The organism is Paraburkholderia sp. Ac-20342 (genome assembly GCF_017104985.1).
GTDB lineage: Bacteria > Pseudomonadota > Gammaproteobacteria > Burkholderiales > Burkholderiaceae > Paraburkholderia.
On record NZ_JAAGPQ010000026.1, the window covers coordinates 25448 to 51956 of the forward strand.

Annotated in this window: 21 protein-coding genes; 4 read left to right on the top strand and 17 right to left on the bottom strand. The window is 66.7% G+C overall.

All coding sequences use genetic code 11. The features are described 5' to 3' along the window. Positions 1-149 precede the first annotated feature (149 nt). The gene (locus G3N58_RS13135; protein WP_205999349.1) at positions 150-3992 is read left to right on the top strand and encodes a methylmalonyl-CoA mutase family protein; all 3843 of its coding nucleotides are present in this window, start codon (positions 150-152) and stop codon (positions 3990-3992) included. Positions 3993-4106: 114 nt separating this feature from the next. Here the strand turns inward: G3N58_RS13135 and G3N58_RS13140 are convergent, their stop codons facing one another. After that, positions 4107-5066 carry a nitronate monooxygenase family protein gene (locus G3N58_RS13140; protein WP_167042315.1) on the bottom strand — a complete coding sequence of 320 codons (960 nt, stop codon included), beginning with the start codon at positions 5064-5066 and terminating at the stop codon, positions 4107-4109. Between the two features lie 312 nt (positions 5067-5378). On the opposite strand from G3N58_RS13140, the gene G3N58_RS13145 reads away from it, so the two are divergent. Continuing rightward, a complete protein-coding gene (locus tag G3N58_RS13145; RefSeq protein WP_167042317.1) occupies positions 5379-6269 on the top strand; it encodes an alpha/beta hydrolase in 891 nt (296 codons plus the stop codon). A gap of 31 nt (positions 6270-6300) precedes the next feature. Here G3N58_RS13145 and G3N58_RS13150 read toward each other — a convergent pair whose 3' ends face one another. After that, positions 6301-6771: an Lrp/AsnC family transcriptional regulator gene (locus tag G3N58_RS13150; RefSeq protein ID WP_205999350.1), complete on the bottom strand. Its 471-nt coding sequence runs from the start codon at positions 6769-6771 to the stop codon at positions 6301-6303. Between the two features lie 110 nt (positions 6772-6881). Between G3N58_RS13150 and G3N58_RS13155 the strand changes: the two genes are divergently transcribed. Then, positions 6882-7793 (top strand): DMT family transporter, encoded by a 912-nt coding sequence (locus tag G3N58_RS13155; protein ID WP_205999351.1) that lies wholly within the window; start codon positions 6882-6884, stop codon positions 7791-7793. Between the two features lie 366 nt (positions 7794-8159). Here the strand turns inward: G3N58_RS13155 and G3N58_RS13160 are convergent, their stop codons facing one another. From G3N58_RS13160 to G3N58_RS13185, 6 genes are all read right to left on the bottom strand, one after another. Continuing rightward, positions 8160-9077 carry an MBL fold metallo-hydrolase gene (locus G3N58_RS13160; RefSeq protein ID WP_167042324.1) on the bottom strand — a complete coding sequence of 306 codons (918 nt, stop codon included), beginning with the start codon at positions 9075-9077 and terminating at the stop codon, positions 8160-8162. Next, positions 9074-9547, bottom strand: coding sequence for a MaoC family dehydratase (locus tag G3N58_RS13165; RefSeq protein ID WP_205999352.1), 474 nt, complete (start codon positions 9545-9547; stop codon positions 9074-9076). The genes G3N58_RS13160 and G3N58_RS13165 overlap by 4 nt, the downstream gene beginning before the upstream one ends. Beyond that, the gene (locus G3N58_RS13170) at positions 9544-9789 is read right to left on the bottom strand and encodes a DUF1289 domain-containing protein (RefSeq protein ID WP_205999353.1); all 246 of its coding nucleotides are present in this window, start codon (positions 9787-9789) and stop codon (positions 9544-9546) included. Before G3N58_RS13170 ends, G3N58_RS13165 begins: the two co-directional genes overlap by 4 nt. 8 nt (positions 9790-9797) lie before the next feature. Continuing rightward, positions 9798-10319, bottom strand: coding sequence for a YbaK/EbsC family protein (locus tag G3N58_RS13175; protein WP_205989503.1), 522 nt, complete (start codon positions 10317-10319; stop codon positions 9798-9800). A 58-nt stretch (positions 10320-10377) separates the two neighbouring features. Continuing rightward, complete coding sequence (locus G3N58_RS13180) at positions 10378-11304, bottom strand: hydroxymethylglutaryl-CoA lyase (RefSeq protein ID WP_167282298.1); 927 nt, start codon at positions 11302-11304, stop codon at positions 10378-10380. 128 nt (positions 11305-11432) lie between these two features. Continuing rightward, positions 11433-12374: a glyoxylate/hydroxypyruvate reductase A gene (locus tag G3N58_RS13185; protein ID WP_205999354.1), complete on the bottom strand. Its 942-nt coding sequence runs from the start codon at positions 12372-12374 to the stop codon at positions 11433-11435. 378 nt (positions 12375-12752) lie between these two features. Between G3N58_RS13185 and G3N58_RS13190 the strand changes: the two genes are divergently transcribed. Further along, positions 12753-13355 (top strand): alpha/beta hydrolase, encoded by a 603-nt coding sequence (locus G3N58_RS13190; RefSeq protein WP_167282302.1) that lies wholly within the window; start codon positions 12753-12755, stop codon positions 13353-13355. A gap of 209 nt (positions 13356-13564) precedes the next feature. Here the strand turns inward: G3N58_RS13190 and bioB are convergent, their stop codons facing one another. The 9 genes from bioB to G3N58_RS13235 form a co-directional block, all read right to left on the bottom strand. Continuing rightward, the gene (gene bioB / locus G3N58_RS13195) at positions 13565-14662 is read right to left on the bottom strand and encodes a biotin synthase BioB (RefSeq protein WP_205989498.1); all 1098 of its coding nucleotides are present in this window, start codon (positions 14660-14662) and stop codon (positions 13565-13567) included. A 53-nt stretch (positions 14663-14715) separates the two neighbouring features. After that, on the bottom strand, positions 14716-15456 hold the full coding sequence (gene bioD / locus G3N58_RS13200) for a dethiobiotin synthase (protein WP_167282306.1): 741 nt from the start codon (positions 15454-15456) through the stop codon (positions 14716-14718). Beyond that, the gene (bioF, locus tag G3N58_RS13205; protein ID WP_205999355.1) at positions 15453-16637 is read right to left on the bottom strand and encodes an 8-amino-7-oxononanoate synthase; all 1185 of its coding nucleotides are present in this window, start codon (positions 16635-16637) and stop codon (positions 15453-15455) included. Before bioF ends, bioD begins: the two co-directional genes overlap by 4 nt. Further along, complete coding sequence (bioA, locus tag G3N58_RS13210) at positions 16637-17914, bottom strand: adenosylmethionine--8-amino-7-oxononanoate transaminase (RefSeq protein WP_241017098.1); 1278 nt, start codon at positions 17912-17914, stop codon at positions 16637-16639. The genes bioF and bioA overlap by 1 nt, the downstream gene beginning before the upstream one ends. A 548-nt stretch (positions 17915-18462) precedes the next feature. Beyond that, positions 18463-22062 carry a hypothetical protein gene (locus G3N58_RS13215; protein WP_205999357.1) on the bottom strand — a complete coding sequence of 1200 codons (3600 nt, stop codon included), beginning with the start codon at positions 22060-22062 and terminating at the stop codon, positions 18463-18465. Positions 22063-22249: 187 nt separating this feature from the next. Continuing rightward, a complete protein-coding gene (locus G3N58_RS13220) occupies positions 22250-23575 on the bottom strand; it encodes a CocE/NonD family hydrolase (RefSeq protein ID WP_205999358.1) in 1326 nt (441 codons plus the stop codon). 606 nt (positions 23576-24181) lie between these two features. Next, complete coding sequence (locus G3N58_RS13225) at positions 24182-24637, bottom strand: YchJ family protein (protein ID WP_205999359.1); 456 nt, start codon at positions 24635-24637, stop codon at positions 24182-24184. Positions 24638-24644: 7 nt separating this feature from the next. Beyond that, entirely contained in the window at positions 24645-25775 is a 1131-nt protein-coding gene (locus G3N58_RS13230) for an acyl-CoA dehydrogenase family protein (RefSeq protein WP_205999360.1), read from the bottom strand. 11 nt (positions 25776-25786) lie between these two features. Continuing rightward, positions 25787-26464 (bottom strand): SDR family oxidoreductase, encoded by a 678-nt coding sequence (locus G3N58_RS13235; protein WP_167282314.1) that lies wholly within the window; start codon positions 26462-26464, stop codon positions 25787-25789. Positions 26465-26509: the final 45 nt, after the last annotated feature.

Below are 26509 nucleotides of genomic sequence, written 5' to 3' on the forward strand. Positions count from 1 at the left end.
AAAAAAGCGTGCTCAAAAGCGCAGTCGGACAACGACGCCGGACCGCCCGCCCAACCCTAGGACCGCTCGCCGGGCCTGCGCTCCTGCCGCCTTACCCCGTTTGGCTATACTGGTTGCCAGCACCCGTCAGCTCATGATCCGGGGGAGACATGACCGATCTGTCCACGCCGCGGCGCGCCGGCAGCCACGCGTTGCCCGCCGGCCGGCGGCTGCGCTTCGTTACCGCCACCGCGCTGTTCGACGGCCACGATGCGTCGATCAACATCATGCGACGCATCCTGCAGGCGAGCGGCGTCGAGGTGATTCACCTCGGCCACAACCGCTCCGTCGATGAAGTCGCGACCGCCGCGCTCAACGAGGACGCCGACGGCGTCGCCGTGTCGAGCTACCAGGGCGGCCACAACGAATACTTCCGCTATCTCGTCGAGCTGTTGCGCGCGCGCGGCGGCGAGCGTATCAAGGTGTTCGGCGGCGGTGGCGGAGTGATCGTCCCCGAGGAAATCGCCGCGCTCGAACGCGACGGCGTCGAGAAAATCTACTCGCCGCACGACGGCCAGCGGCTCGGTCTGCAAGGCATGATCGACGATATGGTCGCGCGCTGTGCCGAAGGCGCGCGCGCGGCCGGTGCGGCACGGCCGGCGCCGGTGGACGAATGGCTCGCCGGGCTTGCCGCGCAGCCGTTGCCGCGCTTCGGCGGTTCTGGTTCGCTGGAGATGGCGCATATCGATGAGCGGCGAGCCGAGGCGAGCGAGGCCGCCCGGGCAATTCGCGAGGCAGATGACGCGCAAGGTGGGCAAGGTGCCGGAGCGAGCCGGCCGTGCGAAGCGGCGCGCGCGAGCACGCGCTGCACCGATTCCACCGATTCCACCGATTCCACCGATTCCACCGATTCCACCGACTCCACCGACTCCACCGACTCCACCGACTCCACCGACTCCACCGACTCCACCGACTCCACCGACTCCACCGACTCCGCCGACTCCGCCGACTCCGCAGGCTCCACCGACTCCGCCGATTCCACCGATTCCACCACCCCCGTCTTCCGCCGCCTCGCCCAACTGATCAGCGCGTTCGAATCCGCCAGCGCCGACGCTCCCGCGCGAGACCAACTGCGATCGCTGGCCGATGCGGCCTACGTGCCCGTGCTGGGCATCACCGGCACGGGCGGCGCGGGCAAATCGTCGCTGACCGACGAGCTGATTCGCCGCTTCCGGCTCGACTACGGCGACGCGCTGAGCATCGCCGTGCTCGCGATCGACCCGTCGCGCCGCAAATCGGGCGGTGCCTTGCTCGGCGACCGCATCCGCATGAACGCGATCGGCGATTGGGGCGGCGGCGCGCGCGTCTATATGCGCTCGATGGCGACGCGCGAGGCGTCGAGCGAGCTTTCCGATGCGCTGCCCGCCGCGCTGATGCTGTGCAAGGCGGCGCGCTTCGATCTGATCGTCGTCGAGACGTCCGGAATCGGCCAGGGCGATGCGGCGATCGTGCCGTTCGTCGACGAGTCGCTGTACGTGATGACGCCCGAGTTCGGCGCGGCGAGCCAGCTCGAAAAGATCGACATGCTCGACTTCGCGAGCTTCGTCGCGATCAACAAGTTCGATCGCAAGGGTGCGCAGGACGCGCTGCGCGACGTCGCGAAACAGGTGCAGCGCAACCGCGCCGACTTCGCGACGCCGCCGGGCGCGATGCCGGTGTTCGGCACGATCGCGTCGCGCTTCAACGACGACGGCGTGACCGCGCTGTACCGGCATATCGCCGAGGCGCTGCGCCGTCATGGTTTGCGCGAGGGCGGTGGACGGCTCGGCGCGCCCGACGGTGCGCGCTGTTCGAGCAACCTGCATGCGATCGTGCCGTCTGCGCGAGTGCGTTATCTGGCCGATATCGCCGGGACGCTGCGCGCTTACCGCGAGCGTGCCGACGCGCAGGCGCGTATCGCACGCGAACGCTGGCAACTGGTCGAGACGCGCCGGATGCTTGGCGAAGCAGGACTGGCAGCACAGGCGTGGGCGAGCACGGCGATGGTGGCGACGGGGACCGCCAGTTCAGGCGTGGATATGAACGCCAATGCGCGGAGCGATGCAAACGCGGTGCAGGCTGCCGTCGACAACGAATCGTCCGATACGCGAGCGCACGCAAGCTCGAACGCAAGCCTCGATGCGACCCAATCCAACCCGTTGCTCTCCTCCCTCGATGCCCTGATCGACCAACGCAGTGTCGCGCTCGGCAAACGCGAGCGCCAACTGCTCGACACCTGGCCGCAAATCGTCGCCGCCTATTCCGGCGACGAACACGTCGTGCGCATCCGCGAGCGCGAAATCCGCACCGCACTCACGGTGACCACGCTCTCGGGCTCGCCAGTCCGCAAAGTCTCGCTGCCGAAATTCGCCGATCACGGCGAGATTCTGCGCTGGCTGCTGCTCGACAATCTGCCTGGCTATTTCCCGTTCACGGCCGGCGTGTTTCCGTTTCGCCGCGAGAACGAAGACCCGACCCGCATGTTCGCGGGCGAGGGCGATCCGCAGCGCACGAACCGCCGCTTCAAGCTGCTCTCCGAAGGGATGCCGGCCAAACGGCTATCGACCGCGTTCGACTCCGTGACGCTCTACGGCGAGGAGCCGCACGAGCGCCCCGATATCTACGGCAAGGTCGGCAATTCGGGCGTGTCGGTCGCGACGCTCGACGACATGAAGACGCTCTACGACGGCTTCGATCTGTGCTCGCCGGAAACCTCGGTCTCGATGACGATCAACGGCCCCGCGCCGACGATCCTCGCGATGTTCTTCAACGTCGCGATCGATCAGCAGATTGCGCGCAAGGAAGCGGAGCAAGGCCGCCCGCTCAGCGAAAGCGAACTCGCGGCAACGCGCCGCGCGGCCCTCGAAAACGTGCGCGGCACCGTGCAGGCCGACATCCTCAAGGAAGACCAGGGGCAGAACACCTGCATCTTCTCGACCGAGTTCAGCCTGAAAGTGATGGGCGACATCCAGGCGTATTTCGTCGAGCACGGCGTGCGCAATTTCTATTCGGTGTCGATCTCCGGCTACCACATCGCCGAGGCCGGTGCGAACCCGATCTCGCAGCTCGCCTATACGCTCGCGAACGGCTTCACGTACGTCGAGGCGTATCTCGCGCGCGGCATGTCGATCGACGACTTCGCGCCGAATCTGTCGTTCTTCTTCTCGAACGGCATGGACCCGGAGTACACGGTGCTTGGCCGCGTCGCGCGACGCATCTGGGCGGTAGCGATGCGCGAGCGCTACGGCGCGAACGAGCGCAGCCAGAAGCTCAAGTATCACGTGCAGACCTCGGGCCGCAGCCTGCACGCGCAGGAGGTCGACTTCAACGACATCCGCACGACGCTGCAGGCGCTGATCGCGATCTACGACAACTGCAACTCGCTGCATACGAATGCGTTCGACGAAGCGATCACGACGCCGACCGAGGATTCGGTGCGCCGCGCGGTCGCGATCCAGCTCATCATCAATCGCGAATGGGGGCTCGCGAAGAACCAGAATCCGCACCAGGGCAGCTTCGTGATCGACGAGCTGACCGACCTCGTCGAGGCAGCGGTGCTGGCCGAGTTCGAGCGGCTGACCGAGCGCGGCGGCGTGCTCGGTGCGATGGAAACCGGCTATCAGCGCGGACGCATCCAGGACGAGTCGATGCTGTACGAGCATCGCAAGCATGACGGCTCGTATCCGATCGTCGGCGTGAACACGTTTCTGAGCGCGCATCCGCATGAAGCGCCGCGGCCGATCGTGCTGGCGCGTTCCACCGATGCGGAAAAGCAGAGTCAGTTGCAGCGGCTGCGCGCGTTCCAGGCGCGCCATCGCGACACCGCGCCTGAAGCGCTCGAACGCCTGAAGCGCGCGGTGATCGACGACGGCAACGTGTTCGCGGTGCTGATGGACGTGGTGCGCGTGTGTTCGCTCGGACAGATCACGCGCGCGCTGTTCGAGGTGGGCGGGCAGTATCGGCGCAACATGTAGGCGCGCGGCTCGAAGCGGCGGCCTTGCCGCTTCGCTTCGAGTGTTGCGCGAGCTTCGATACCGGCATGAGGCGCGTGGCGCGCAGTAACGGATGCGGGTGAGCGGCGGGCGCGCTCAGCGAACGATACCGAGCCGCGCCTTCGCGTCGTCGTATTCCTGCTTCAGGCGCTGCACGAGTTCGCCGACGTTCGGCACGTCGTCCATCAGACCGACGCCCTGGCCCGCGCCCCAGATGTCCTTCCATGCCTTTGCCTTGTCGCTGCCGAAGTTCATCTTGGTCTTGTCCGATTCGGGCAGCGCGTCCGGGTCGAGCCCAGCGTTCAGGATGCTCTCGCGGATGTAGTTGCCGTGCACGCCGGTAAAGAGGTTCGTGTAGATGATGTCCGAAGCGCTGGCGTTGACGATAGCCTGCTTGTAGCTGTCGACCGCGTGCGCTTCCTGGGTCGCGATGAAGCGCGTGCCCATGTATGCAAGGTCTGCGCCCATCGCCTGGGCGGCGAGAATCGAGCCGCCGTTCGCGATCGAACCCGACAACACGATCGGGCCGTCGAAAATGCGCCGCACTTCGCCGACCAGCGCGAACGGCGAGGTCGTGCCCGCATGGCCACCCGCGCCCGAGGCAACCAGAATCAAACCGTCGACGCCGGCTTCGAGCGCCTTCTGCGCATGCCGCAGGTTGATCACGTCGTGCAGCACGATGCCGCCATAGCTGTGCACCGCATCGACGATCTCGCGCGCCGGCGCGCGCAGGCTCGTGATGAAGATCGGCACCTTGTGCTCGACGCACACGCGCACGTCGTGTTCGAGCCGCGTATTGGACTGATGGACGATCTGATTGACGGCGATCGGCCCGATGATCGCCGCGGGGTTGGCCGCCTTGTGCTCGGCGAGCTGCGCCTGGATTTGCGTGAGCCATTCGTCGAGCAGTTCGGCCGGACGCGCGTTGAGGGCCGGGAACGAGCCGACGATGCCAGCCTTGCACTGGGCCAGCACCAGTTCGGGATAGCTGACGATGAACATCGGCGAGGCGACGACGGGCAGCGCGAGATTTTGCAGAACGGCGGGCAATGCCATGATGGGAGTCTCCTGTGTCTTCGATGAGTGTAGCGGCACCCGGCCTGCGCCGCGTCGATGCCCAGGCGGTATCTCTGCTTGCCGCGGCGTCGACCGCCTTCGTGGCTGAACCACGGTGCGGTCGCCCAAAGCCACCCAAAAATTTAAGAACGATCGTGCGATTATAGGTGAAGCCCATGGCCCCGGTGCGGCCAGCGCGTGCGGAACAGTTCGAAGGAGTGTTCAGGTTCTATGTTTGCGTGGGTTAACCCACCTCGCGCGGACATGACGGGCTTCTACAATGCTGACACCCTCAAACGACCAAGAGACGCCATGGCCTTCGAGAATTTCACGCCCTTTCGCGTCGCCGTGGGCGATGTCGATATTTTCGGAGTGAAGGGCGGCGCGGGGCCGCCTCTGCTGCTGCTGCACGGCCATCCGCAGTCGCATCTGATCTGGGAGCGCTGTGCCGCGCCGCTCGCGCAACATTTCACCGTGATCGCCACCGACCTGCGTGGCTATGGCGCATCGGGCAAACCGCCGAGCGATGCCGCGCACACGCCGTACTCGAAACGCACGATGGCCGCCGACCAGGTCGCGGTGATGCGCCACTTCGGCTTCGAGCGCTTTCTCGTCTGCGCGCACGATCGCGGCGCGCGCGTCGCGCATCGCATGGCGCTCGATCACGCGGACGCGGTCGAGCGTCTGATGCTGCTCGACATCGCGCCGACGCTCGCGATGTACGAAGCCACCGACCGCACGTTCGCGACGCACTATTTCCACTGGTTCTTCCTGATCCAGCCCGAGCCGCTGCCCGAAACGCTGATCGGCGCGAATCCGGCCGCCTATGTCGATGCGGTGATGGGCGGCCGTCACGCGGGCCTCGCGCCGTTCGCGCCCGCCGCGCTCGACGCCTATCGCGCCGCGCTCGCGCAACCGGGCGCGGTGCATGCGATGTGCGAGGACTACCGCGCGTCGGCCAGCATCGACCTCGAACACGATCGCGCCGACATCGAGCGCGGCAACAAGATCGGCTGTCCGCTGCGCGTGCTGTGGGGCGACAAGGGCGTGATCGAGAAATGCTTCGACGCGCTGGCCGAATGGCGGCACGTCGCGCGCGACGTGAGCGGCCGCGCGCTGGCCTGCGGGCACTATCTGCCCGAGGAAGCGCCGGGCGAACTGGTCGCCGAGATGCTGTCGTTCTTCGAGGCGGTCGAGCAGTAGCGCGCTTCGTTCGGGCTTGGGCCCACGCCCCTCAATCGAGCGGCGGCAGGCGTCGCGCGACCGGCGTCGATTTGACGATCGCCGTGCTCGTCTCCGCGCGCTCGGTGACCTTCGAGAGAATCTCGTCGAGCTGTTCGATCGAATGCAGATAAAGGCGGCAGATGAAGCAATCGTCGCCGGTCACCTTGTCGCATTCGACGAATTCCGGAATGCGCCGGATCACGTCTTCCACCAGATGCAGCTGACCGGGCAGAGGCTTCACGCGCACGATCGCCTGCAGCGTGTAGCCGAGCGCGCGCGGATCGATCTGCACCGTGAAGCGCCCGATCACGCCCTGCGCTTCGAGCCGCCGCACGCGTTCGGCCGTGCTGGGCGCCGATAGGCCGACCTGGCGCGCGAGTTCGCTGACCGGCTGGCGCGCGTCCTGCGCGAGCGCGGCCAGCAGCAGGCGGTCGGTTGCGTCGAGCGCGACCGAGGCCGCCGAAGCAAGGCGTTTGCTCATGATGACCTTCGTTTAAGCGGTGAAATCGCCGCAACGCTTAAGTTTAGCCATGTATTGGCGCCGGCGGATTGATTACACTGCCCGCATGCAGGTATCGACGGGATCGAATCATGGCTTCAGACAAGCGTTCCAGCGAGATCCGCCGCGGCGCGGCGGAGATGAGCATGGCGATGCTGATGTCGGGCACCATCGGCTGGCTCGTGGTGTCGTCGCAGCAAAGTCCTTTCAACGTGGTGTTTTTTCGCTGCCTCTTCGGCGGCGCGACGCTCGCGCTCGTTTGCGCGGGGCTCGGCCTTTTCCGGCGCGAGCTGTTCTCGTGGAAGATGCTCGGCCTTGCGCTCTTCGGCGGCGTCGCGATCGTCATCAACTGGGTGCTGCTGTTCGCCGCGTATTCGCGCGCGTCGATTTCGATGGCGACGGCCGTCTACAACACGCAGCCGTTCATGCTGGTCGCACTCGGCGCGCTCGTGTTTCGCGAACACATCAGCGCCTCGACGATGGCGTGGCTCGCGGTCGCCTTCGTCGGCCTCGTGTTCGTCGTGAAGGTCGAGCCGGCCGTGCTCGCGGTGCCGGGGCAGTATCTGGTCGGCGTTGCGTATGCGGTCGGCGCGGCGGCGATGTACGCGGTGTCGTCGATCATCACGAAGTGCTTGAAGGGCACGCCGCCGCATCTGATCGCGCTGCTCCAGGTGGCGCTCGGCGTGCTGCTGCTCGCGCCGTTCGTGCGCTTCGATGCGCTGCCGGCAAGCGGCGCGCAGTGGCTCGAACTGGTTGTGCTCGGGGTCGTGCATACGGGGCTCATGTATGTGCTGCTGTATGGCGCGATCCAGAAGCTGCCGACGTCGATGACCGGGGCGCTGTCGTTCATCTATCCGGTGGTGGCGATCATCGTCGATCGGCTCGCGTTCGGGCAAACGCTCGCGTGGATTCAGGTGCTCGGCGCGGCGCTGATTCTGATTGCGGCGGCCGGCGTCAATCTCGGCTGGCGGATCGTGCCGCGCAAGCGTTGGTCGTCGACGTGAAGCTGCGCTGGTTTGACGGTTTGATGAATGCCACGCCGCAAACGCAAATGCTACGGATTCCGGAGTAACACGCGCCTGTCATTGTTCATATGAGCGGGCCAATCGCATGGACTCAGGCGCCTGCCGCCGCTTTGCAACCGGCCGTGTATGCGCTTTTGAAACACGCCGTCAAATTTCTGTAGGGAAATCACCGATGCGTTGCAAAAAACAGCACGCGTATTATTCGTACCGACGCTGATCACGTCCAACAGAAGTTCCGCCGCTCGCTTCGTCGAGCGGCTTTCTTTTTGTGGGGACGGTTTGGGCGGCCGGTTTGTCTCAGCGTCTCAGCGTCTCAGCGCCTCAGTGCCTTAACGCCTTAACGCCTTAACGCCGCGCGACGATGCGCGCGCCATCCACCGCGAGCGGCCCCTGGTGGGCCGCCAGTTCCTCGATCATGCCTCGCAGCAACGCGGGCCATTCACTGCTCGGCTTCAGCAGCGACGCGGCGGCGCGCATCGCGGCCGCCTCGCCGGTCATGCGCAGCAGCGCGTCGAAGCTCATCTCGCGCACTTCGAGCAGCTTGAACACGATCAGCACCTTCAGCGCATTCCGTGCATTGCGCGCGGGATCGGCACGCAGCCACGCGATGCGCGAAAACGCGCGTTCCAGCGCCTGTTCGACATGCGTGAATGGCGCGCCATGGCCCGGAATCACGACGCGCACGTCGAGCGTCGAGATCGTATCGAGCACCGCCTGCTGTTCGGCGAAGCCGCTCTCGCCTTCGAGCTCGGGAAAGATCACGCCGAAGCCGTTTTCCCAGAGCGCGTCGGCACTGATCAGGATGCGTTCGTCGGCGCAATACAGCATCAGCGAATGCGGATCGTGACCGGGCGCGCCGAGCACCTGCCAGTCGAGCGCGCCGAGCCGCAACTGTGCGCCGGGCGCGATCGTTCCGGTGAAGCCGAAGCGCTCGCAGGTCTGACCGGTGGCGCGAAAGCTCAAGCGGGCTTCGTCCCATTCGCGCACCGCGCTCGCTTCCGACGCGGGAATCAGCGTGCGGCACGGCCATGTCGCCTGCAATAGCGCGTTGCCGCCGCAGTGGTCCGAATGCAGGTGGGTATTGACGATCAGGTCGAGCGGCCGTGTTTTCAGGGCCGAGCGTACCAGCGCGACGGTTTGCGGCGCGTGCGTCGCATAGCCGGTGTCGACGAGCGCGGTGCAGGCGTCGTCGACGAGCAGCACGTTGTTCGACGACAGCCAGCCGCGCTCGAACACGCGCATCGAGGCGGGCAGCGCGATCATGATAGCGCGGGCCCGCCATCCGCCTGTTCGGCGGACTCGGTGAGTTTAGGCATGACCAGAATCGTCGACGTGCCGGTCAACATCAGTTCGCCATGCTGATTGACGGCCGAGCCTTCGAGACAGGTCAGATCGCCGTTCAGGCTCGGCTTCCAGTGAGCGTCGCGCACGCGCCAGGTGAGCGTCAGCGTGTCGTGCGCATGCACCGCTTTTTTCAGCTTGATGTCGAACTCGAGGCCGAGCGGCTGCGCGTAGGTCGAGAAATGCGTCGCGAGCAGCGCCATGAAATACGCGGTGGGCTGCGTGCCCGAGGCGATCAGCCCGCCGAAGCGGCTTTGCGCCGCATACGCTTCGTCGAGATGCAGCGGGTTCAGATCGTTGACGAGCCGCGAAAACGACTTGATCGAATCCGCCGGGAACGAGACCGTCGAGCTGAACGTCTCGCCCAGCGTGACGACACGCGGCGCGTTCATGGCCGCTCCTTCGTGTGCTTCGCCATGAACTCCGCGTGACGCGCTTCGATCGCGTCCCACACCGCGCGTTTCGCGTCGTCGTCGAAGATCGACCAGCCGGCGATTTCGTCGATCGTGCGCAGGCAGCCTTCGCACCAGCCCGTCGCCGCATCCATCCTGCACACGCTGATGCACGGCGACGGCACCGAGCCGTCGTCGTCATCGCTCAGGTTCTCGTAGCCGCTGCCGCTCGTCGTCGTCATCGCGGTGCTCAGGCCGTTTCGCGCAGCGCGACGTCGACGACCGGCGCGCCCGTCAGCGCGACCAGCTGCTGCGCGGTCAGGTTGAACACCGCGTGCGGATGGCCGGCGGCGGCCCACAGGCTGTCGAGCGCGAGCAGATCGGCGTCGATCAGCGTGACCGGCTCCGTCGCATGGCCGACCGGACAGACGCCGCCAATCGCATAGCCGGTTTTTTCGCGGACGAACTTTGCATCCGCGCGGCCGATTTCGCCGACTTGCGCGGCCACCTTCCGTTCGTCGACGCGATTCGCGCCGCTCGCGATCACGAGCACGGGCGCGTCGTCCTCGCGGCGGCGAAACAGGATCGACTTGGCGATCTGCGCGACCGCGCAGCCGAGTCCGGCGGCCGCTTCGGCGGAGGTCTTGCCGGTTTCCGGCAGCATCACGATCCGGCCCGCGTGACCGCGTTCGCGCAGCAGTAGCGCGACGCGGCGCGCCGAGTCGGGCAGCGCGGCGAGATCGTCGGAGTCGAAGGGGGCGAGGTCGCTCATCGTGGGTGATCCTGATTGAGATGTGACGATACGGGTGAGGCGCGCGATTATTCGTTCGTTACGCGCAGGTATTCGCTTCGCTGCGCGCCTTCGCGAGCAGCGCCTTGCCGGCGCGCGACACGTTGGGCCGGCCGATCGCGTTCGAAATGAAATCGCCGATGGCGACCACCTGCGCGAGATCGATGCCGGTTTCGATGCCGAGGCCGTTCATCAGATACAGCACGTCTTCGGTCGCGACGTTGCCGGTCGCGCCCTTCGCATACGGACAGCCGCCGAGCCCCGCGACCGACGCATGGAAAATCTCGATGCCTTCGAGGAGCGCCGCGTAGATGTTGGCGAGCGCCTGGCCATAGGTATCGTGGAAGTGCCCCGACAGATGCTCGCGCGGAAACACCTCGGTGACTGCCTGGAACACTTCGCGCGTGCGCTCCGCGGTGCCGACGCCGATCGTGTCGGCGATATCGATCTCGTCGCAGCCGAGCGCCGCGAAGCGCTGCACCACGTCGACGACGGAAGCCACCGGCACGTCGCCCTGATACGGGCAGCCGAGCGCGCACGAGACGCTGCCGCGAATGCGCAGGCCGTGCTCCTTCGCGGCCTGGGCGACCGGCACGAAGCGCTCGATGCTTTCGGCGATGCTGCAATTGATGTTCTTCTGCGAAAACGCTTCGCTTGCCGCGCCGAAGATCACGATCTCGTCGGCACGCGCGGCGACGGCGCCTTCGAAGCCGCGCAGATTCGGTGTCAGCACCGAGTAGATCGTACCGGGACGGCGCTCGATGCCGGCCATCACGTCGGCGCCGTCGGCCATCTGCGGCACCCATTTCGGCGACACGAACGACGCCGCCTCGACGTTGACGAACCCGGCCGCCGAGAGACGGTCGATCAGTTCGATCTTCGTCGCGGTGGGCACGAATTCCTTTTCGTTCTGCAGCCCGTCGCGCGGACCGACTTCGACGATTTTCACCTGCTTGGGTAAGGCCATGATCTGTCTCCGATCCCTTGCGTTTATTGCGATCCCATCTAGGTCCCATCTGAGATGGGGGCCGCCGTTGCTTGCGGCGTTGCTGTCGTTCAGGCCGATGCGCTTCGCCTCGCCCCGCGCGCCCGGCCTCAGTACCCGCGCGCCAGATTCACCACGCCGCTGACCGGCTCGCCGCGCGTCAATGCATCGATCTTGAGCGCGATCTGCGCGATGCCTTCCTCGCGCAACGTCAGCGCCGAGATGTGCGGCGTGATCGTGATGCGCGGCTCGCGCCAGAACGGATGAGCGGCGGGCAGCGGTTCTTCGCGGAACACGTCGAGCGTGGCGGCGGCAAGCTGGCCGCTCGCGAGCGCGTCGAGCAGATCCGCCTCGACCAGGTGCGCGCCGCGCGCGATGTTGACCAGATACGCGCCGTGCGCGAGCTTCGCGAAGTTGCGCGCGTTCAGCATGCTCTCGGTGTCGGGCGTGTGCGGCAGCAGATTCACGAGCACCTTCACGCCGTCGAGGAAGGCATCGAACTGCGTGTCGCCCGCAAATGTCGCGATGCCGTCGATCTGCTTCGCGCTGCGGCTATAGCCGCGCACCGGCAGGCCGAAGGACGCAAGCGTTCGCGCGACGTGCGTGCCGAGCACGCCGAGTCCGAGTATGCCGACCGTGAAGCTCTCAAGCGGATGCGGCGCGAGCACCTGCCAGCGCCGCTCGTTTTGCAGCACCTGATATTCGTCGAAGCGGCGCTGATAGCGCAGCACCGCGTGCGTCACGTATTCGGCCATCTGCGCGGCCATGCCGGTGTCTTCGAGGCGGATCAGCGATGCGTTGCGCGGCAGGGTGCCTGGATGCTCGCGTTCGAGCGCGAGGATCGCATCGACGCCCGCGCCGAGATTGAAGATCGCGCGCAGCGTATCGCGCCCGGCCAGCATCTCGCGCGGCGGACGCCACACGATCGCGAAGTCGGCCGGCTCCGTATCGCCCGGCTGCCACTCGCGCAATTCGGCGGCGGGCAGCGCACGCGCGAGATCGCGCAGCCAGGCGGCGGCATCGGCATGCGGCATGTAGAAGAGGATTTTCATACGGTCCGGAACGCGTTCGTGGTGGGGGCTGCGGAGGTATCCGGGCCGAGGCCCGCGGGAGCGGGGCGGACCGCCGCCACGGCAAGCCGGCATGGCGGCAAGGACGGCGGCGGTTGAAGCGCATGGGACGACGCGTGCGGCATCGGGTCTCCTCCCGTGATGGATAGGCCTCATTCTACTTTTTCGACGCGGATTGCGCGCGTTCGCACAGGTTTGCCCTCGTTGGCGCATGGCGTGGCGGGGTTTCGCCGGATTTTGCCATTCCCCCATTTCCCCATGTTCCCCCTTACCCCGATAACCAAAGCACAAAAACTTGGTTCGCCCGCGCGCCGCGCGGCATGACAATGATTGCCCGGATTCCCGCAGCGAGGCATCTCCATGTTTTCATGCACCCGATCGACATGGCCGCCACGGCTCGTCACCGTGCCCGGTCTGCATGGCAGCGAAGGCGCGCATTGGCAGACGTGGCTGGAGCGGCAGTTCGCGCGCTCGCTGCGCGTCGAGCAGGCCAACTGGGATGCGCCCGATATCGCGCGATGGGCGAAGTCGTTGCGCGATCTGCTCGCGCGCGAACGCGGGCCGTTCGTGCTGGCCGCGCATAGCTTCGGCTGCCTCGCGACCGCGCAGGCGTTGCAGCAGAGCGCGCTCGCGAACGAGGTGGCCGGCGTGCTGTTCGTCGCGCCCGCGAGTCCGCGCAAATTCGCGTTCGCGGGACCGTTCGAGGCGCGGCGTATCGGCGTGCCGTCTATTCTGATCGGCAGCGAAACCGATCCGTGGATGCCGCTCGCCGATGCGCGCGATCTCGCGCAGCGTTTAGGCAGCGCGTTCGTCAATCTCGGCGATGCGGGGCATATCAACACGGCGGCCGGCTTCGGGCCGTGGCCGCGCGCGAAGTACTTCGTCGATACGCTCGTGCATTGCGCGGCGCCGCTGCGCTTTCGCGAAGAGACGTTCGAGGCCGCGCAGCACGCGTTCGTGTGAGCGCTTCGCGCCGCGCATGGGCGGCCACGGTTTTTCATCGTGCCGATGGCGGCAGGTTCGATCGGATCATCGTGCGCTGGACGTCAGCACCGGGTTTCGCGTCAAAAGAAAAAGGCTGCCTCGCGAAACGAGGCAGCCTTGTTTCATGCACGCCTGGCGTATGCGGCCAGGCGGTACAAAGGCGCTGCGAGGCGCAACGATTCAGCGGCTCAGTTCGGCGCCGCATGCTCCTCATGACCCTGCGCGCAACCATGCTCGCAACCGCTCTGTTCGACCGGCATCTGCTGCGCGGCCTCGGCGCGAATGCCCAGACGCGCGAGCAGCTTGCGGTCGGCTTCGGCCTGCGGGTTGCTCGTCGTCAGCAACTGGTCGCCGTAGAAAATCGAATTCGCGCCGGCGAGGAAGCACATCGCCTGCAAGGCTTCGTCCATCTGCTCGCGGCCTGCCGACAGACGCACCATCGCGCGCGGCATCGTGATGCGCGCGATCGCGATCGTGCGCACGAACTCGAACGGATCGATCGCTTCGGTGCCGGTGAGCGGCGTGCCTTGCACCTGCACGAGATTGTTGATCGGCACCGATTCCGGATACGGCTCCATGTTGGCGAGCTGCGCGATCAGCCCCGCGCGCTCGCGGCGCGATTCGCCCATGCCGACGATGCCGCCGCAGCACACGTTGATGCCCGCGTCGCGCACGCGTTCGAGCGTGTCGAGACGGTCCTGATAGGTGCGCGTCGAAATGATCTGGCCGTAGAACTCGGGCGACGTATCGAGGTTGTGGTTGTAGTAGTCGAGGCCCGCGTCGCGCAGCGCTTGGGCCTGGTGCGTTTCGAGCATGCCGAGCGTCACGCAGGTTTCGAGGCCCATCGCCTTCACGCCGCGAATCATGTCCTTGATCGGTTCGAGGTGACGGTCTTTCGGATTGCGCCACGCGGCGCCCATGCAGAAGCGCGTCGCGCCGTTCTGTTTGGCAACCTGGGCGGCGGCGAGCACGTCGTCGACGGCCATCAGCTTGTCGGCGGCGAGGCCCGTGTCGTGATGCACCGACTGCGGACAGTACGCGCAATCTTCCTCGCAGCCACCGGTCTTGATCGACAGCAGCGTCGACAGTTGCACGGCGTTCGCGTCGAAATGCTCGCGGTGCGTTTGCTGTGCGCGGAACAGCAGGTCGTTGAACGGCAGTTCGTACAGCGCGACGATATCGGCGACGCGCCAGCGCGCGAGCGGCTTCGCTTCAGCGGCGGCGGGGTTCGGATTGCTGTCGGCGCTCGTGTCGGCGGTACCCGCCGCGATGTTCAGTTGTGTCATGTGATCGATCCTCGTGTACGGATGAAATAGGGTTCAGCGCTGCGAGGCAGCGGCTAGGCCGCGCGCAATCGGCGCAGCGTGTGCAGAAGCGGTTGAAGGTCGAGTTGCCGTGCCGCAAGCTCGGGCGAAAGCGGATCGAGATGCGGCACGATGCCGAGCAGCGGTGCGCCGTAGGCGCGCGAAAGATGCGCGCGAATCGACGCGATGTTTTCGTCGGGGAACGTCATGTCCGGATCGATGCGGTTCGCGACCCAACCCGCCAGCGTGAGGCCGCGCGCGGCGATCGCTTCGGCGGTCAGCAGCGCGTGGCTGATGCAGCCGAGCCGCATGCCGACCACGAGCACGACCGGCAGCTTCAGCGCGACCGCGAGATCGGCGGTGTCCTGCGTCGCGGTCAGCGGCACGCGAAAGCCGCCGACGCCTTCGACCACGACGATGTCCGCGCGCGTCAGCGCTTCCCGATGGCAGGCGACGATATGGTCGAGATCGAACGTCACGTTTTCGAGCGCGGCCGCGATATGCGGCGCAGCCGGTTCCTTCAGCAGATACGGCGTGCGCAGCGCGGGCGGCAGCAGCACGCTCGACGCGGCATCGAGTTGATCCGCGTCTTCGTTGTGCAGCACGCCGTCCACGTCGAACGCGCCCGCGGCGATCGGCTTCATCGCGGCCGCTTGCAGACCCTCGCGCACGAAGCCGCGCAACAGCGCCGACGACACGAACGTCTTGCCGATTTCCGTATCGGTGCCGGTGACGAACAGCGACAGCGCCTCGCCGGTGGAATTCTTATGACTCATGCGCCGTGCCCTTCGAGTTGTTGCAGGCCCGCTGCGAGCCGGTCGAGGTCCGCATGCGAATGCGCGGCCGAGAGCGAAATACGCAGACGCGACGTGCCGGCGGGCACGGTCGGCGGCCGGATCGCGGGCACCCACAAACCGGCGCGATCGAGCGCGGCGGCGAGGTCGAGCGTCGCATCGTTCGCGCCGATGATGAGCGGCTGCACGGCGGTGTGCGAGTCGACGGGCAGCCATGGCGTCGCCTTCAGCATCGCGCGCGTGCGCTCGATCAGCAGCCGAAGATGCGCGCGCCTCGCCTCGCCTTCCTCGCCGCCGATGATACGCAGGCTCGCCGACACCGCATGCGCGGCCGCCGGCACCGACGCGGTCGTGAAGATATACGGACGCGCGCGCTGCACGAGCCATTCGATCACGGTCGCATGCGCGACGACGAACGCGCCCGAGACGCCGGCCGCCTTGCCGAGCGTGCCGATCGAAATCAGATGCGGCGAGCGCAGCGCTGCCTGCGCAACCGCGCCACGGCCTTGCGGACCGAGCACGCCGAAGCCGTGCGCATCGTCGACGATGAGCCAGGCGCTGTGCCGTTCCGCGAGTTCGAGCAGACGCGGCAGCGGGGCGATGTCGCCGTCCATGCTGAACACGGTGTCGGAGACGATCACCTTGACGTCCGACGCCGAGGCTTCGAGCAGCGCGCTCAAGCCGTCCATGTCGCCGTGCGGATAGACCTGCACATCGGCGCGCGACAGCCGCGCGCCGTCGATCAGCGAGGCGTGATTGAGCGCATCGGAGAACAGCGTCGTGCCGCGGCCCGCGAGCGCGGTCACCGTCGCGAGGTTCGCCATATAACCGGTGCTGAAATACAGCGCGCGCGGGTCGTCGACGAAGCCGCCCGCGAATTCCGCGAGATCGTCTTCGAGTTGCGCATGCGCGCGCGAGTGGCCGCCGAGCAGATGCGAGCCGCCGCTGCCCGCGCCGTACCGGCGCGCGCCTTCGGCGATGGCCTCGATCAGTTGCGGATGCGCGGCGAGGCCGAGGTAGTCGTTGCTCGCGAAGCCGATGATCTCGCGGCCGTCGACCGTCATGTGCGCGGCGCAGGGCGTATCGGCGGTGCGGCGGCGACGGCGCAATCCGCGCGCGTCGATGTCTGCGAGCCCTGCGGCGAGCGTGTCGAGCAGATGCATCAGCGGACCTCCGCGAGCGTGGCGTCGAAGGTCTCGCGCGTGCGGGCGGCAAGCAGCGCGAGTTCTTCGTCGTCGAGGATGTACGGCGGCATCAGGTACACGGTGGTGCCGATCGGGCGCAGCAATAACTCGCGCTGCAACGCGTTGTCGAAGAAGCGGCGCGAAAACGTTCGGGCCTGCTGAGCATCGTCGATCACCGCATCGAATGCGAAGAGCGTGCCGCACTGGCGCAGATTGCGCACCTGCGCATGCCCGGCGAGCGGCGCGAGCGCGGCTTTCAGCGTGGCCGACTTGCGTGCGTTCGCGGCGAGCACGTCGTCGCTCGCGAACAGGTCGAGCGTTGCGAGCGCCGCGCGGCACGCGAGCGGATTGCCGGTGTACGAGTGCGAGTGCAGGAAGCCGCGCGCGGTGTCGTCGTGGTAGAAGGCCGCGAAGATCTCGTCGCGCGACAGCACGATCGACAGCGGCAGATAACCGCCGCTGATGCCTTTCGACAGACACAGGAAGTCTGGCCACGCGCGCGCCTGTTCGCAGGCGAAGAAGGTGCCGGTGCGTCCGCAGCCGACCGCGATTTCGTCGGCGATCAGATGCACGCCGTATTCGTCGCACAGCGCGCGCAAGCCCGCGATATACGACGCGTCGTGCATCGCCATGCCGGCCGCGCATTGCACGAGCGGCTCGACGATCAGCGCGGCGATGCGGTTTGCGCGTGCGTCGAACAGCGTGCGCACGTTGTCGAGCGCGCGGCGCGCGACGTCGGCGGCGGTCTCTCCCGACTGAGCGAGCCGCGCATCGGGCGAGGCGACGACATGCGCGTGACGGATCAGCGGATCGTAGGCGTCCTTGAACAGCGCGACGTCGGTCACGCCGAGCGCGCCGATCGTCTCGCCGTGGTAACTGTTGGCGATGCAGACGAATTCCTGCTTGTCGGCAAAGCCCCGATTGCGCCAGCTGTGGAAGCTCATCTTCAGCGCGATCTCGACCGCCGACGCGCCATCCGAGGCGAAGAACGCGTGGCCGAGCGTGTTGCCGGTCAGCGCGCCGAGACGTTCGGCGAGTTCGACGGCGGGCTCGTGCGTGCAGCCGGCGAGCATCGCGTGTTCGAGCGTATCGAGCTGGTCTTTCAGCGCCGCGTTGATGCGCGGGTTCGCGTGACCGAACAGATTGACCCACCACGAACTGATCGCGTCGAGATAGCGATGGCCGGCGCGGTCGTAGAGCCACGCGCCCTGACCCCGCGCGACGGGCACGAGCGGCAGACGTTCGTGGTGCTTCATCTGCGTGCACGGATGCCATACCGCGCGCAGGCTGCGGGCGACCCAGTCGTCAGGGGCGTTCGGGGACGTCCCTGGCGGGGCGACGGAAGGTACTGCTGAATTGTCCAAAAAGGTACTCCAGGATGCTTTTTTGCCGCTGGCGCGCGACGGTGTTTGGGCGCCTTTGTTTTGAGCCCTTTTTCAGGGCTTTTTCGACGTGCCGATGGGACTGTTCGCACCACGGCACGCAGGCCTCGGCGCGCGCACGGGGTCGAGATTAGCGGTTTCTTTAATCGCGCGCATCAGCGACTTGAGGCGCGGTTTTCCTTATGGCGCCGGGGTTTGGCGTTGTTCGGCACAACTGGAATCACTTTGGGATCGAAGCCCGCCGATCGCCGCAGATGACGACGTCAAAGTAATGGGCCATGACCGGCGGGAATTGGCGGGAATGAGCGGGAATCGGCGGCGAGCGGATTTTTTGGGGGGCTGGCCGCTCGGCTGTGCCACATGAATCGCCGACAGGACAGCCGTGCCGGAACCGGCCGCATCGGGCACGCAGGCGGCGACGCTTAGGCCTGCCTCGGCCACACGCCGTCGAGCCTGTCGGTGTCCTTGGGCGTGAGTTTGAGCGATTCGACTTCCCGTTCGCCGCGCGAGCCCTTCGTCGCCGTCATCTGCAAGCCCATGCGCAGGCCCACGGCCACCTGACGATCGTTGGCCTGCACGGCCATCAGCTCGGTCGGCAGCCAGGCGTTGTCGCTGCGAAGAAGCGCATCGCGCCGTTGCGTCAGGACGTCGATCTTGCCGCGCTCGTCCTCGCGATTGCGCGCCTTCAGCATCGCGATCTGGTCGTCGAGCGCATTGGCGCCGATCGCCGCGTGACTGCGCAGACGCCGCCGCGCGACAAAGCGAAGATTCTGCACCTCGTTGGCCGAGAGATCCGACAGATACTTCTCGATGCGCCGCCGCCCTCGCTCCATCGTCGCCGTCAGGTTGCCGCCCTCGGGCATCGGCTCGCCCGGCGCGACGCCGAACGTGAGCTGCCACGCCGGGTCTTCGCGCAAGGCTTTCTTGTAGTCGTTGAGACTCGAAAACTCGGTGTCGGCGAGCGAGGTGCGCGCCTGGAGCCTGCCGCCCTCGCGCACGAGCGTGGCCTTCGCCTGGTGAAAACCGTCGTAGATCGGTATTTCGAGCGACACCGCGTTCGGCGCGAACACCGAGACGCTCGCGATGTCGGTGGGGTCGGCGCCGCTGGCGCCGGTCTTCTCGACCTTGTCGCTGACGCTGAAGTTCGCACCCGCCTGGAACGTCACGCGATTGCCGCGCCCGAAGCGGTGCGATTCGATCTGCGTGTGACCGGCCTCGTCCTGCACGTCGAGCGTGGCCTTGTAGACGCGGTCGTGCGAAACGCCGACGATCCCGTTGGTGCGCGCCGACACCGTGCCCGTGCCGATCTTGAGCCCGGGCCGGAACGTCAACGATTCGCCGTGGTGGCGCACCGCGCCTTTCTGATTGTTCCAGGCGACGGAGAAATCGTCGTTGTTCAGAAACTGCTTGCCGAGATGGCCCCACAGTTCGTCGCCGCTGCGGCCGCGTCCGGCGTTGTCGAACAGATAGTTGTTGATCTGGGTGAGCTGTTCCTTGCTGCGTTCGTCGTCATAGGCATCCTTATCGCTGCGAAGGCGGCGGGCCATGCTCAGATCGACCGTGCATTGCTCGGTGTCGTCCCACTCGTGCGCGGCTTCGAGGTTGCCCGCGAGGCGCGCCATGCCGAAATCGTGGCCGACCTGCAGGCCGGCACCCGCGCTCGCTCGCGCGCGCTTCTGCGTGCCGAAGCTGATCTTGTACGCGGGCGTCGAGCGGCTGTATTCGAGTACGGCCTGACGCCCGCGCGAGCTTTGCAGGTTCAGGCGCGGCGCGACCAGCGGGAGCGAGGCCGCTGCTGCGCTCACGCCTCGCGTGCTCAGACCGACTATGCCGCCTTCGGTCACGATGGCCTTGCCGCCGCCTTCGAGGTTGGCGATGATGCGCGCGCCCACGGCACGGTAATCCTCGTTTGTATCGCCGGCGGGCTTGATTGCCTTGCCGAGCGCAACCCGGTCGATGACGTCGAGCGCATGGTCCAGCGCATCGCTATTCGCGGTGCCGGTGCCTTTGGCGTAGGACTTGTGCCACTTGCGAAGCAGCTTCGCGTCGATGACGCCTGCTCCGCCGGGCAACTGCTTGCGGATCGCCTTGCGCGCGTCGTCGGCGTTGCCGCCGTTCTCCGGCGTGGCGAGCCGCGCGCGGAACGCCGCGAGCGCTTTCGCTTTGCGGCCGGCGCGGAACCCCGAGGCCGGCGCGCCGCCGGGCGTATCGAGATGCGTGCGCAGACGTTCGGCGATTTCGTCGATCACGCTGTCGTCGAGAGGGGCTTCGAACTTTCTTGCATCGCTGCTTTCAGGTCGACTGGCGAGCACCTGAAGCAGCGTGCGGCTCACGAGGTCGGAGACCGTACCGTCGCCCTTGACACCCGGCTCGCTCGCCGGGGCGCCGGACGCCGCGTTTTCACCCGTCGACAGCGCCCGGTTCAGTTCGTCGATCATCTTGCCAGTGGCCTTGTCGAGTGCCTGTTCGTCTTTGTCCCACGAGCCGAGGCCCGTGCCTTCGATGCCGCCCTGCATCGCCACGAGCGGGCTTTTGTTGAAGCCGAACGGCCGTCCAATCGATTTGTACCATTGGCGATTGAGGCCGCGCTGCCGGGCCACCGGCATCGCGCCGTCGCCGTGTTGGCCGTCCTGTTCGGGGCGAGTCGACGTCGCCCGCGGCACCGTTTGATTAAGGAAGCGTTCGAGGCGGTTCTTGCTCGCGGCGAGCGGTGTGCCGGCGCCGTCGGCAAAAAAGCCCTGACGGGCGGCAAGCAGCGCGCCCGCTTCGCGCGTGCTCATCTGCTCCAGATCGTTCACGCGCATCAGCTTCGTGGCCGCGAGCGCGATCGAGGCAAGATGCCGTTGGGTGTGGGCCGTGGTGTCGTTGCGCGCGGGTGCCGGGCTATTCAGAATGCGCTGCGCGCTTCGCTCGATGCTAGGCGGATCGGCGTCGAGCGGCGTGTGTCCGTTCGTCCGCGCGAGCAGCTCGGCGGCCTGAAGCCAGGCGCGCGGCGCGAAGCGCGCTTCGCCATCGCTGGGCCAATGCTGTCCCGCGATTTCGCGCAGGCTCTCGAAACCGCCCGCCGTCATGGACAGTTCCTGGGCGGCGCGCCAGGCGCGTGCTTCGAGGTTGCGTGTATCGAGGTCGTGTGTCTGAGTCGCGGGTGTCGAAGGCGCGCCGTCGTTGTCGCGCGACGCGAGGTGAATGTCGGCGATGTCGGCGCGCGGCGTGCTACGGGCGAAATCGTCGAAGACCGCCAGCATCGAGGCGTCAAGGGTGGTGGTGGGCGCGGGCGCTGGTGCCGCTGATGGTGCCGTTGCGGGCTGGCGCGGCTGGACCGCTGCGCCAGTGTCGAAACTCAGTCCCGCCTGCATGCGGCCGAACACCTGTTGCGCGATCTCAAGGTCTCCACCCGAAGCCGTTTCCAGCGCGCTCAACACCAACGCGCGCTGCATCGTCCGCACCTCGTGAAATTGCGAGTTGGGCAATTTCAACAGCGCCTCATCGATCTGGTCCGTCAGCCCTTCGAGTTGGTCTGGCTTCGCACGGGGAAAAAAGCGCACGGGCATCCGGCCGGTTTCGAGATCCTCGCTGGCCCCGAGATGCGCGGGGGCTGTGTTCATGACGCCCGGGTTCCCGCCTCGACGTGCATGGAAACTCTCCAGCGCTTTCTGCATGGAGCTCTCGGGTTTGGGCGCTGCCGAGCGCCGATCGGGAAAGGCAAACTCGGCGGCCTGGCTCTCATCGCCGGCGACGACCGGCGGCATCTTCACCGCCTTGCTGGCATCGACGGTATGCGACGGCAGGACCGGTTTGCCCTTTGTGCTGAACCTGAAGAGCGATCCGAGGGTGACGTCGGCGGCCTTGTGCGTCACGTGCAGGCGTGGCTTCAGTCCTTCGAGCAAGCCGCCGCTCCGCTCAGGCGTGGGCGGTGCGGCCGGTCGGGAGGTGGACGCGGCGGAGGCGTTCTGCGGGGTGGCGCCTTGCAGTTGCGAGACTGCGGCATCCCTGCGGGAGGTGGGCTGGATCGGATTGTTCATGGGCGGTCGGAAGCAATAGCGGCATGCGGCCCACTATCGATTTGCCCGATGACGCTCCAGTGACCCGTGCGAAGCGAGCGCGCAAACAGCGAAGTTCCTTGTCCTAACTTATGCGCAGCAGATAGAAGGTGAAATTCCTCGCCTCGACTTATGCGTAACAGCTAGAAAGGCCAGCGCTGCGCGCGCGTCACTCGCGGCTCGCAATGGCGTGCCGGCCATCGGCATCGGCCGTCGGCGCAGAACCGTTCGCATCCGCCGTCTGCGAAGCCTGGTTGTTCCACACGACGGCGTTGTCGACCGCATACAGGCGGCAGGGATCGGCGCTCTGCTTCTGGCAATTGTTGATCGCCACCGACATCGGATTGTCGCCGCCCTCGGCCCACGACCACGCGCCCGAATCCGACACCGCAAACGCGCGGCTCGGATACTGATGCAGGAAGTTGCGATAGCCGTCGCGGCCCGCCGCGTCGAGATACGGCACCGCATCGACCGCGTCGAGCGCGGCAAAGCCGGTGGCCTTCGGCGCGGACGGATCGGCCACGCGATACTGCACGGCCGTCGGCATGCCGGCGCGCGCGAGGAACGACTCGACGGCCGGCCACCACACGTGCACGCCGTCGCGATCGCCGACCAGCCGATGCGCGTCGTTCTTGTAGTTGCCGAAATCGACCATCTTCGCGCTCGCGCCGTGCGCGCCATAGGCGGCATACATGCCGGCGACGAGCGGCGCGTTCCAGACCGAGTCGTTGTCGCCGTACAGCCACAGCGACGGTACTTTGCTCTTTTCGCCATACGCGCCGAACGCGCGTGTCAGATTGCCCTGCCAGTCGGTGCAGGCGTCCTGGCGCAGGCCGCCCGAGAAATTGATCAGCGCGCGCACGCCTGGCGCGGCTTCGGTGCCGTAGGCGATCGTCGCGAGACCGCCGTGCGAGGTGCCGGCTACCGCGATATGCGTCGCGTCGACATACGATTGCTTTGCCATGTAGTCGATCGTGGCGGCCACGTCGCTCGCCTGGCCGAGACCGTTGAGTTCGACGTCGCAGCCGTCCTGCTCGTAAACGCCGTCCGAATGGCCGAAGCCCTGGCGGTTCGGCGCGACCACCACGTAACCGCGGCGGACGAATTCGCGTGCGAACGGCAGCGGGTCGCTGCGTTCCTGCAGGTGCGGATCGCCCGGAATCTTGCCGTGGTTGAACACGATCATCGGGAACGGGCCGGGGCCGTCCGGTTTGTAGATCGTCGTTTCGAGCGTGATCGAGCCATCCGCGTTGACCGGCACGCGGATGATCTGCTCGTTCAGGTGCGCGGTCGGCAGATAGGCGTCGTCGTCGAGCGCGATGCGCGGTACGCGGGCGCGCGTGAGCGGTCCGCCCTGGTTGTCGGTGAGCGGCGTGGCGTTCAGCTTGGAGGAGGTCGACGCGTAGGAGAGCGGATCGGCATGTGCGATCGCGACAGCGCAAGTGGTCGCGGCGCAGACCGCCGCACACTTTTTCAGAACCTTGCTCAACACCATTGACGCACCTGCCTGAAAGACCTGTCCTGAACTCCGTGCGGTCCGTTCCTCGACAACGCTTGCTGACAGCCTGCTTTCGTCAGCGTTTTCGACAAACAGACTCACTCGCGTACGTTGTGCGCCAAGCGCACGCACGCCAATCGAGATCGCACGGGATGAACCCAACGGCCGACGCGACCCCACGCGCCGATGATGAGCGTCACTTCACGCACTGCGAACCGCCGCGGCTCGCGTTGACGTGGCGGCCGGCACGGTTTCCTGCGCATGTCGCGGAGCCGGTATGACCCGCTCTCGCAAGGTGACGTCATGAGACAACGGACTCATCCTGGCATGACAATTTTGTTTTGTGCAATCAAGGAGAACCCGCGCCGCAGAAATTGCCGGACCCGCGCCGGGGCCCGCAAAGCCACAGCGGGCGGGCCTCGGCGCGGGATGGCGGCAAGTGGCGAACGATGGTCGTTTGCGTGCTGTGGTGCGAGGCCAACACGAAAAAAAGCCCTGATCGAGGGCTTGGGGTGCGGTGGTGTGCCGACCCTGGCGTCAGCCGGTGAAGGGGAAGAGAAAGGTTCGGCGCGCGCGCTGGCGGCCATATCCATGCGATGAGGCTTACTCGCTGACGTCGCCGTCGACGTAGCGCCAGCGGCCGTCGTCGCCGCGCACGAAGCGGCTCAGTTCATGCAGCCGATGCGCACGTCCGCCCACCTTGTAGCGCGCGATGAACTCGACGGTTGCGTGATGCGCGTCGCTCTCGGCGAACGACTTGATCTGCAGTCCAAGCCAGCGCGCCGCGCCGGGGGCGCCCGGGTCCGCGTCGAGATCGGCGGGGCAGGTGCGCGCATCCCACGTCGCGCGCAGATAGTCGTTCGCGCCGAGCACGTAGGCGCTGTAGCGCGAGCGCATCAGTTCGAGCGCGCGCGGCGCCGCTTCGCCGCCATCGATATAGCGTCCGCAGCATTGCGCGAAGCGCGGCGCTCGCGTGGCGGCGCCGCTGCGTGGCTCGGGGGTGGCGCCGCCGCATGGGCAGTCGGCGGGTCGTTGCTGCGACAGCAATGGCTTGTTCATCGATATTTCAGTTCAGCGCGCGAGCGATCAGGATCTTCTGGATGTCGCTCGTGCCTTCGTAGATTTGACATACACGCACATCGCGGTAAATCCGCTCGACCGGAAAGTCGCTCAGATAACCGTAGCCGCCGTGAATCTGCAAGGCCGCCGAACAGATGCGCTCGGCGGCTTCCGAGGCGAACAGCTTCGCCATCGCGGCTTCGGTCAGGCAGGGCTGGCCGGCGTCCTTCAGCGAGGCCGCATGCCAGATCAGCTGGCGAGCGGCTTCGAGTTGCGTCGCCATCTCGGCGAGACGGAACTGTACCGCCTGATGCGAAAAGAGCGGCGCGCCGAAGCTCTCGCGCTCCTTCGCATAGCCCAATGCCGCCTCGAACGCGGCGCGCGCCATGCCGACGCTTTGCGCGGCGATGCCGATGCGCCCGCCTTCGAGTCCCGACAGCGCGATCCGGTAGCCTGCGCCTTCGGCGCCGATCCGGTTCGCGCCCGGCACGCGGCAATTCTCGAAGACGATCTGCGCGGTATCCGACGAATGCTGGCCGAGCTTTTCTTCGATGCGCGCGACCCCGTAGCCGGGCGTATCGGTCGGCACGATGAACGCGCTGATGCCGCGCTTGCCCGCGGCTTTATCGGTGACGGCCATGACGATCGCCACCTGGCCGTTCCTGCCGCTCGTGATGAACTGCTTGACGCCGTTCAGCACGTAGCTGTCGCGATCGCGTGTGGCGGTGGTGCGTAGCGCCGAGGCGTCGGAGCCCGCCTGCGGCTCGGTCAGGCAGAACGCGCCGAGCATGTCGCCGCGCGCGAGCGGCGTGAGCCAGGCGCGTTTCTGCGCGTCGTTGCCATAGCTCAGGAGGATGCTGCACACGGGGCAGTTGTTGACCGAGATGGCGGTCGAGGTGCCGCCGTCGCCGGCCGCGATTTCTTCGAGAATCAAGGCGAGCGCAAGGGCGTCCATGCCCGCGCCGCCATACGCTTCGGGCACGAGCACGCCATACGCGCCGAGTTCGGCGAGCTGGCGATGCACGTCGCGCGGGAACGTGCGTTCGCGGTCCCAGGCGGCCGCATAGGGCGTGATTGCTTCGCGCACGAAGGTGCGCAGCGCGTCGCGCACCATCAGGTGATCCTGATCGAGCACCATGGTCTAGTTCCTTACCAGTCGAGCTGCGTGCCGTCGTATTGAAAGAAGCGGCCGTGGAACGCGTCGCGCGCGGCCGCGGCCTGGGCGAGCACGTCGCGCATGCCGGCGACGCTGTGCGCCGGATCGAGCGCCGCCTGTGCGCCGCCCATGTCGGTGCGCACCCAGCCCGGATGCAGCGACACGCAGGTCGCGCGGCGCGTTTCGAGCGAGGCGAGCTTCAGCACGTCGTTCAGCGCGGCCTTGCTCGCGCGATAGAGCCAGCCGGTCGTGCCGGTTGCATCGGCGATGCTGCCCATATGGCTCGAAATCACCGCGAACACGCCGTTCGCATCTTCGACGAGCGGCAGCACGATCGGCATCAGTTGCATCGGGCCGCGCACGTTCGTGTGCATGACGTGATCGAAGTCCTCGGCCGTGATGGTTTCGATGCCTTCGGTGCGCGGGCCGTACACGCCCGACACGAGAATCGCCGCATCGAGCCGTTCGCCGTCGAGCTTCCAGCCGAACGCGGCGATGTCCTCGGGCGCGGTCACGTCGAGTGCGAAGGTTTCGGCGCCGAGTTCATTGAGCGCGTCGAGCGCGGCGCCGTCGCGCGCGGTGGCGAGCACGCGCCAGCCGCTCTTCCTGTACTGCCGTACGAATTCCTGGCCGATGCCGCGTGACGCACCGACGATCAACACTGTTTTCATCGCATTCCTCGCTTGTTTCTCATTCATTGCCGGCGCGGCTTCGGC

Bases quoted from the DNA above. Each gene is read 5' to 3' on its own strand.
- G3N58_RS13165 (WP_205999352.1), bottom strand. From the start codon at position 9,547: ATGAACGCGCCGCGTGTCGTCACGCTGGGCGAGACGTTCAGCTCGACG.
- G3N58_RS13225 (WP_205999359.1), bottom strand. From the start codon at position 24,637: ATGAACAAGCCATTGCTGTCGCAGCAACGACCCGCCGACTGCCCATGC.
- G3N58_RS13145 (WP_167042317.1), top strand. From the start codon at position 5,379: ATGGCCTTCGAGAATTTCACGCCCTTTCGCGTCGCCGTGGGCGATGTC.
- G3N58_RS13215 (WP_205999357.1), bottom strand. From the start codon at position 22,062: ATGAACAATCCGATCCAGCCCACCTCCCGCAGGGATGCCGCAGTCTCG.
- G3N58_RS13170 (WP_205999353.1), bottom strand. From the start codon at position 9,789: ATGACGACGACGAGCGGCAGCGGCTACGAGAACCTGAGCGATGACGAC.
- G3N58_RS13220 (WP_205999358.1), bottom strand. From the start codon at position 23,575: ATGGTGTTGAGCAAGGTTCTGAAAAAGTGTGCGGCGGTCTGCGCCGCG.
- bioF (WP_205999355.1), bottom strand. From the start codon at position 16,637: ATGCATCTGCTCGACACGCTCGCCGCAGGGCTCGCAGACATCGACGCG.
- G3N58_RS13140 (WP_167042315.1), bottom strand. From the start codon at position 5,066: ATGGCATTGCCCGCCGTTCTGCAAAATCTCGCGCTGCCCGTCGTCGCC.
- G3N58_RS13185 (WP_205999354.1), bottom strand. From the start codon at position 12,374: ATGAAAATCCTCTTCTACATGCCGCATGCCGATGCCGCCGCCTGGCTG.
- bioA (WP_241017098.1), bottom strand. From the start codon at position 17,914: ATGAAGCACCACGAACGTCTGCCGCTCGTGCCCGTCGCGCGGGGTCAG.
- bioD (WP_167282306.1), bottom strand. From the start codon at position 15,456: ATGAGTCATAAGAATTCCACCGGCGAGGCGCTGTCGCTGTTCGTCACC.
- G3N58_RS13230 (WP_205999360.1), bottom strand. From the start codon at position 25,775: ATGGTGCTCGATCAGGATCACCTGATGGTGCGCGACGCGCTGCGCACC.
- G3N58_RS13175 (WP_205989503.1), bottom strand. From the start codon at position 10,319: ATGAGCGACCTCGCCCCCTTCGACTCCGACGATCTCGCCGCGCTGCCC.
- G3N58_RS13235 (WP_167282314.1), bottom strand. From the start codon at position 26,464: ATGAAAACAGTGTTGATCGTCGGTGCGTCACGCGGCATCGGCCAGGAA.
- G3N58_RS13160 (WP_167042324.1), bottom strand. From the start codon at position 9,077: ATGATCGCGCTGCCCGCCTCGATGCGCGTGTTCGAGCGCGGCTGGCTG.
- G3N58_RS13190 (WP_167282302.1), top strand. From the start codon at position 12,753: ATGTTTTCATGCACCCGATCGACATGGCCGCCACGGCTCGTCACCGTG.
- G3N58_RS13135 (WP_205999349.1), top strand. From the start codon at position 150: ATGACCGATCTGTCCACGCCGCGGCGCGCCGGCAGCCACGCGTTGCCC.
- G3N58_RS13180 (WP_167282298.1), bottom strand. From the start codon at position 11,304: ATGGCCTTACCCAAGCAGGTGAAAATCGTCGAAGTCGGTCCGCGCGAC.
- bioB (WP_205989498.1), bottom strand. From the start codon at position 14,662: ATGACACAACTGAACATCGCGGCGGGTACCGCCGACACGAGCGCCGAC.
- G3N58_RS13155 (WP_205999351.1), top strand. From the start codon at position 6,882: ATGGCTTCAGACAAGCGTTCCAGCGAGATCCGCCGCGGCGCGGCGGAG.
- G3N58_RS13150 (WP_205999350.1), bottom strand. From the start codon at position 6,771: ATGAGCAAACGCCTTGCTTCGGCGGCCTCGGTCGCGCTCGACGCAACC.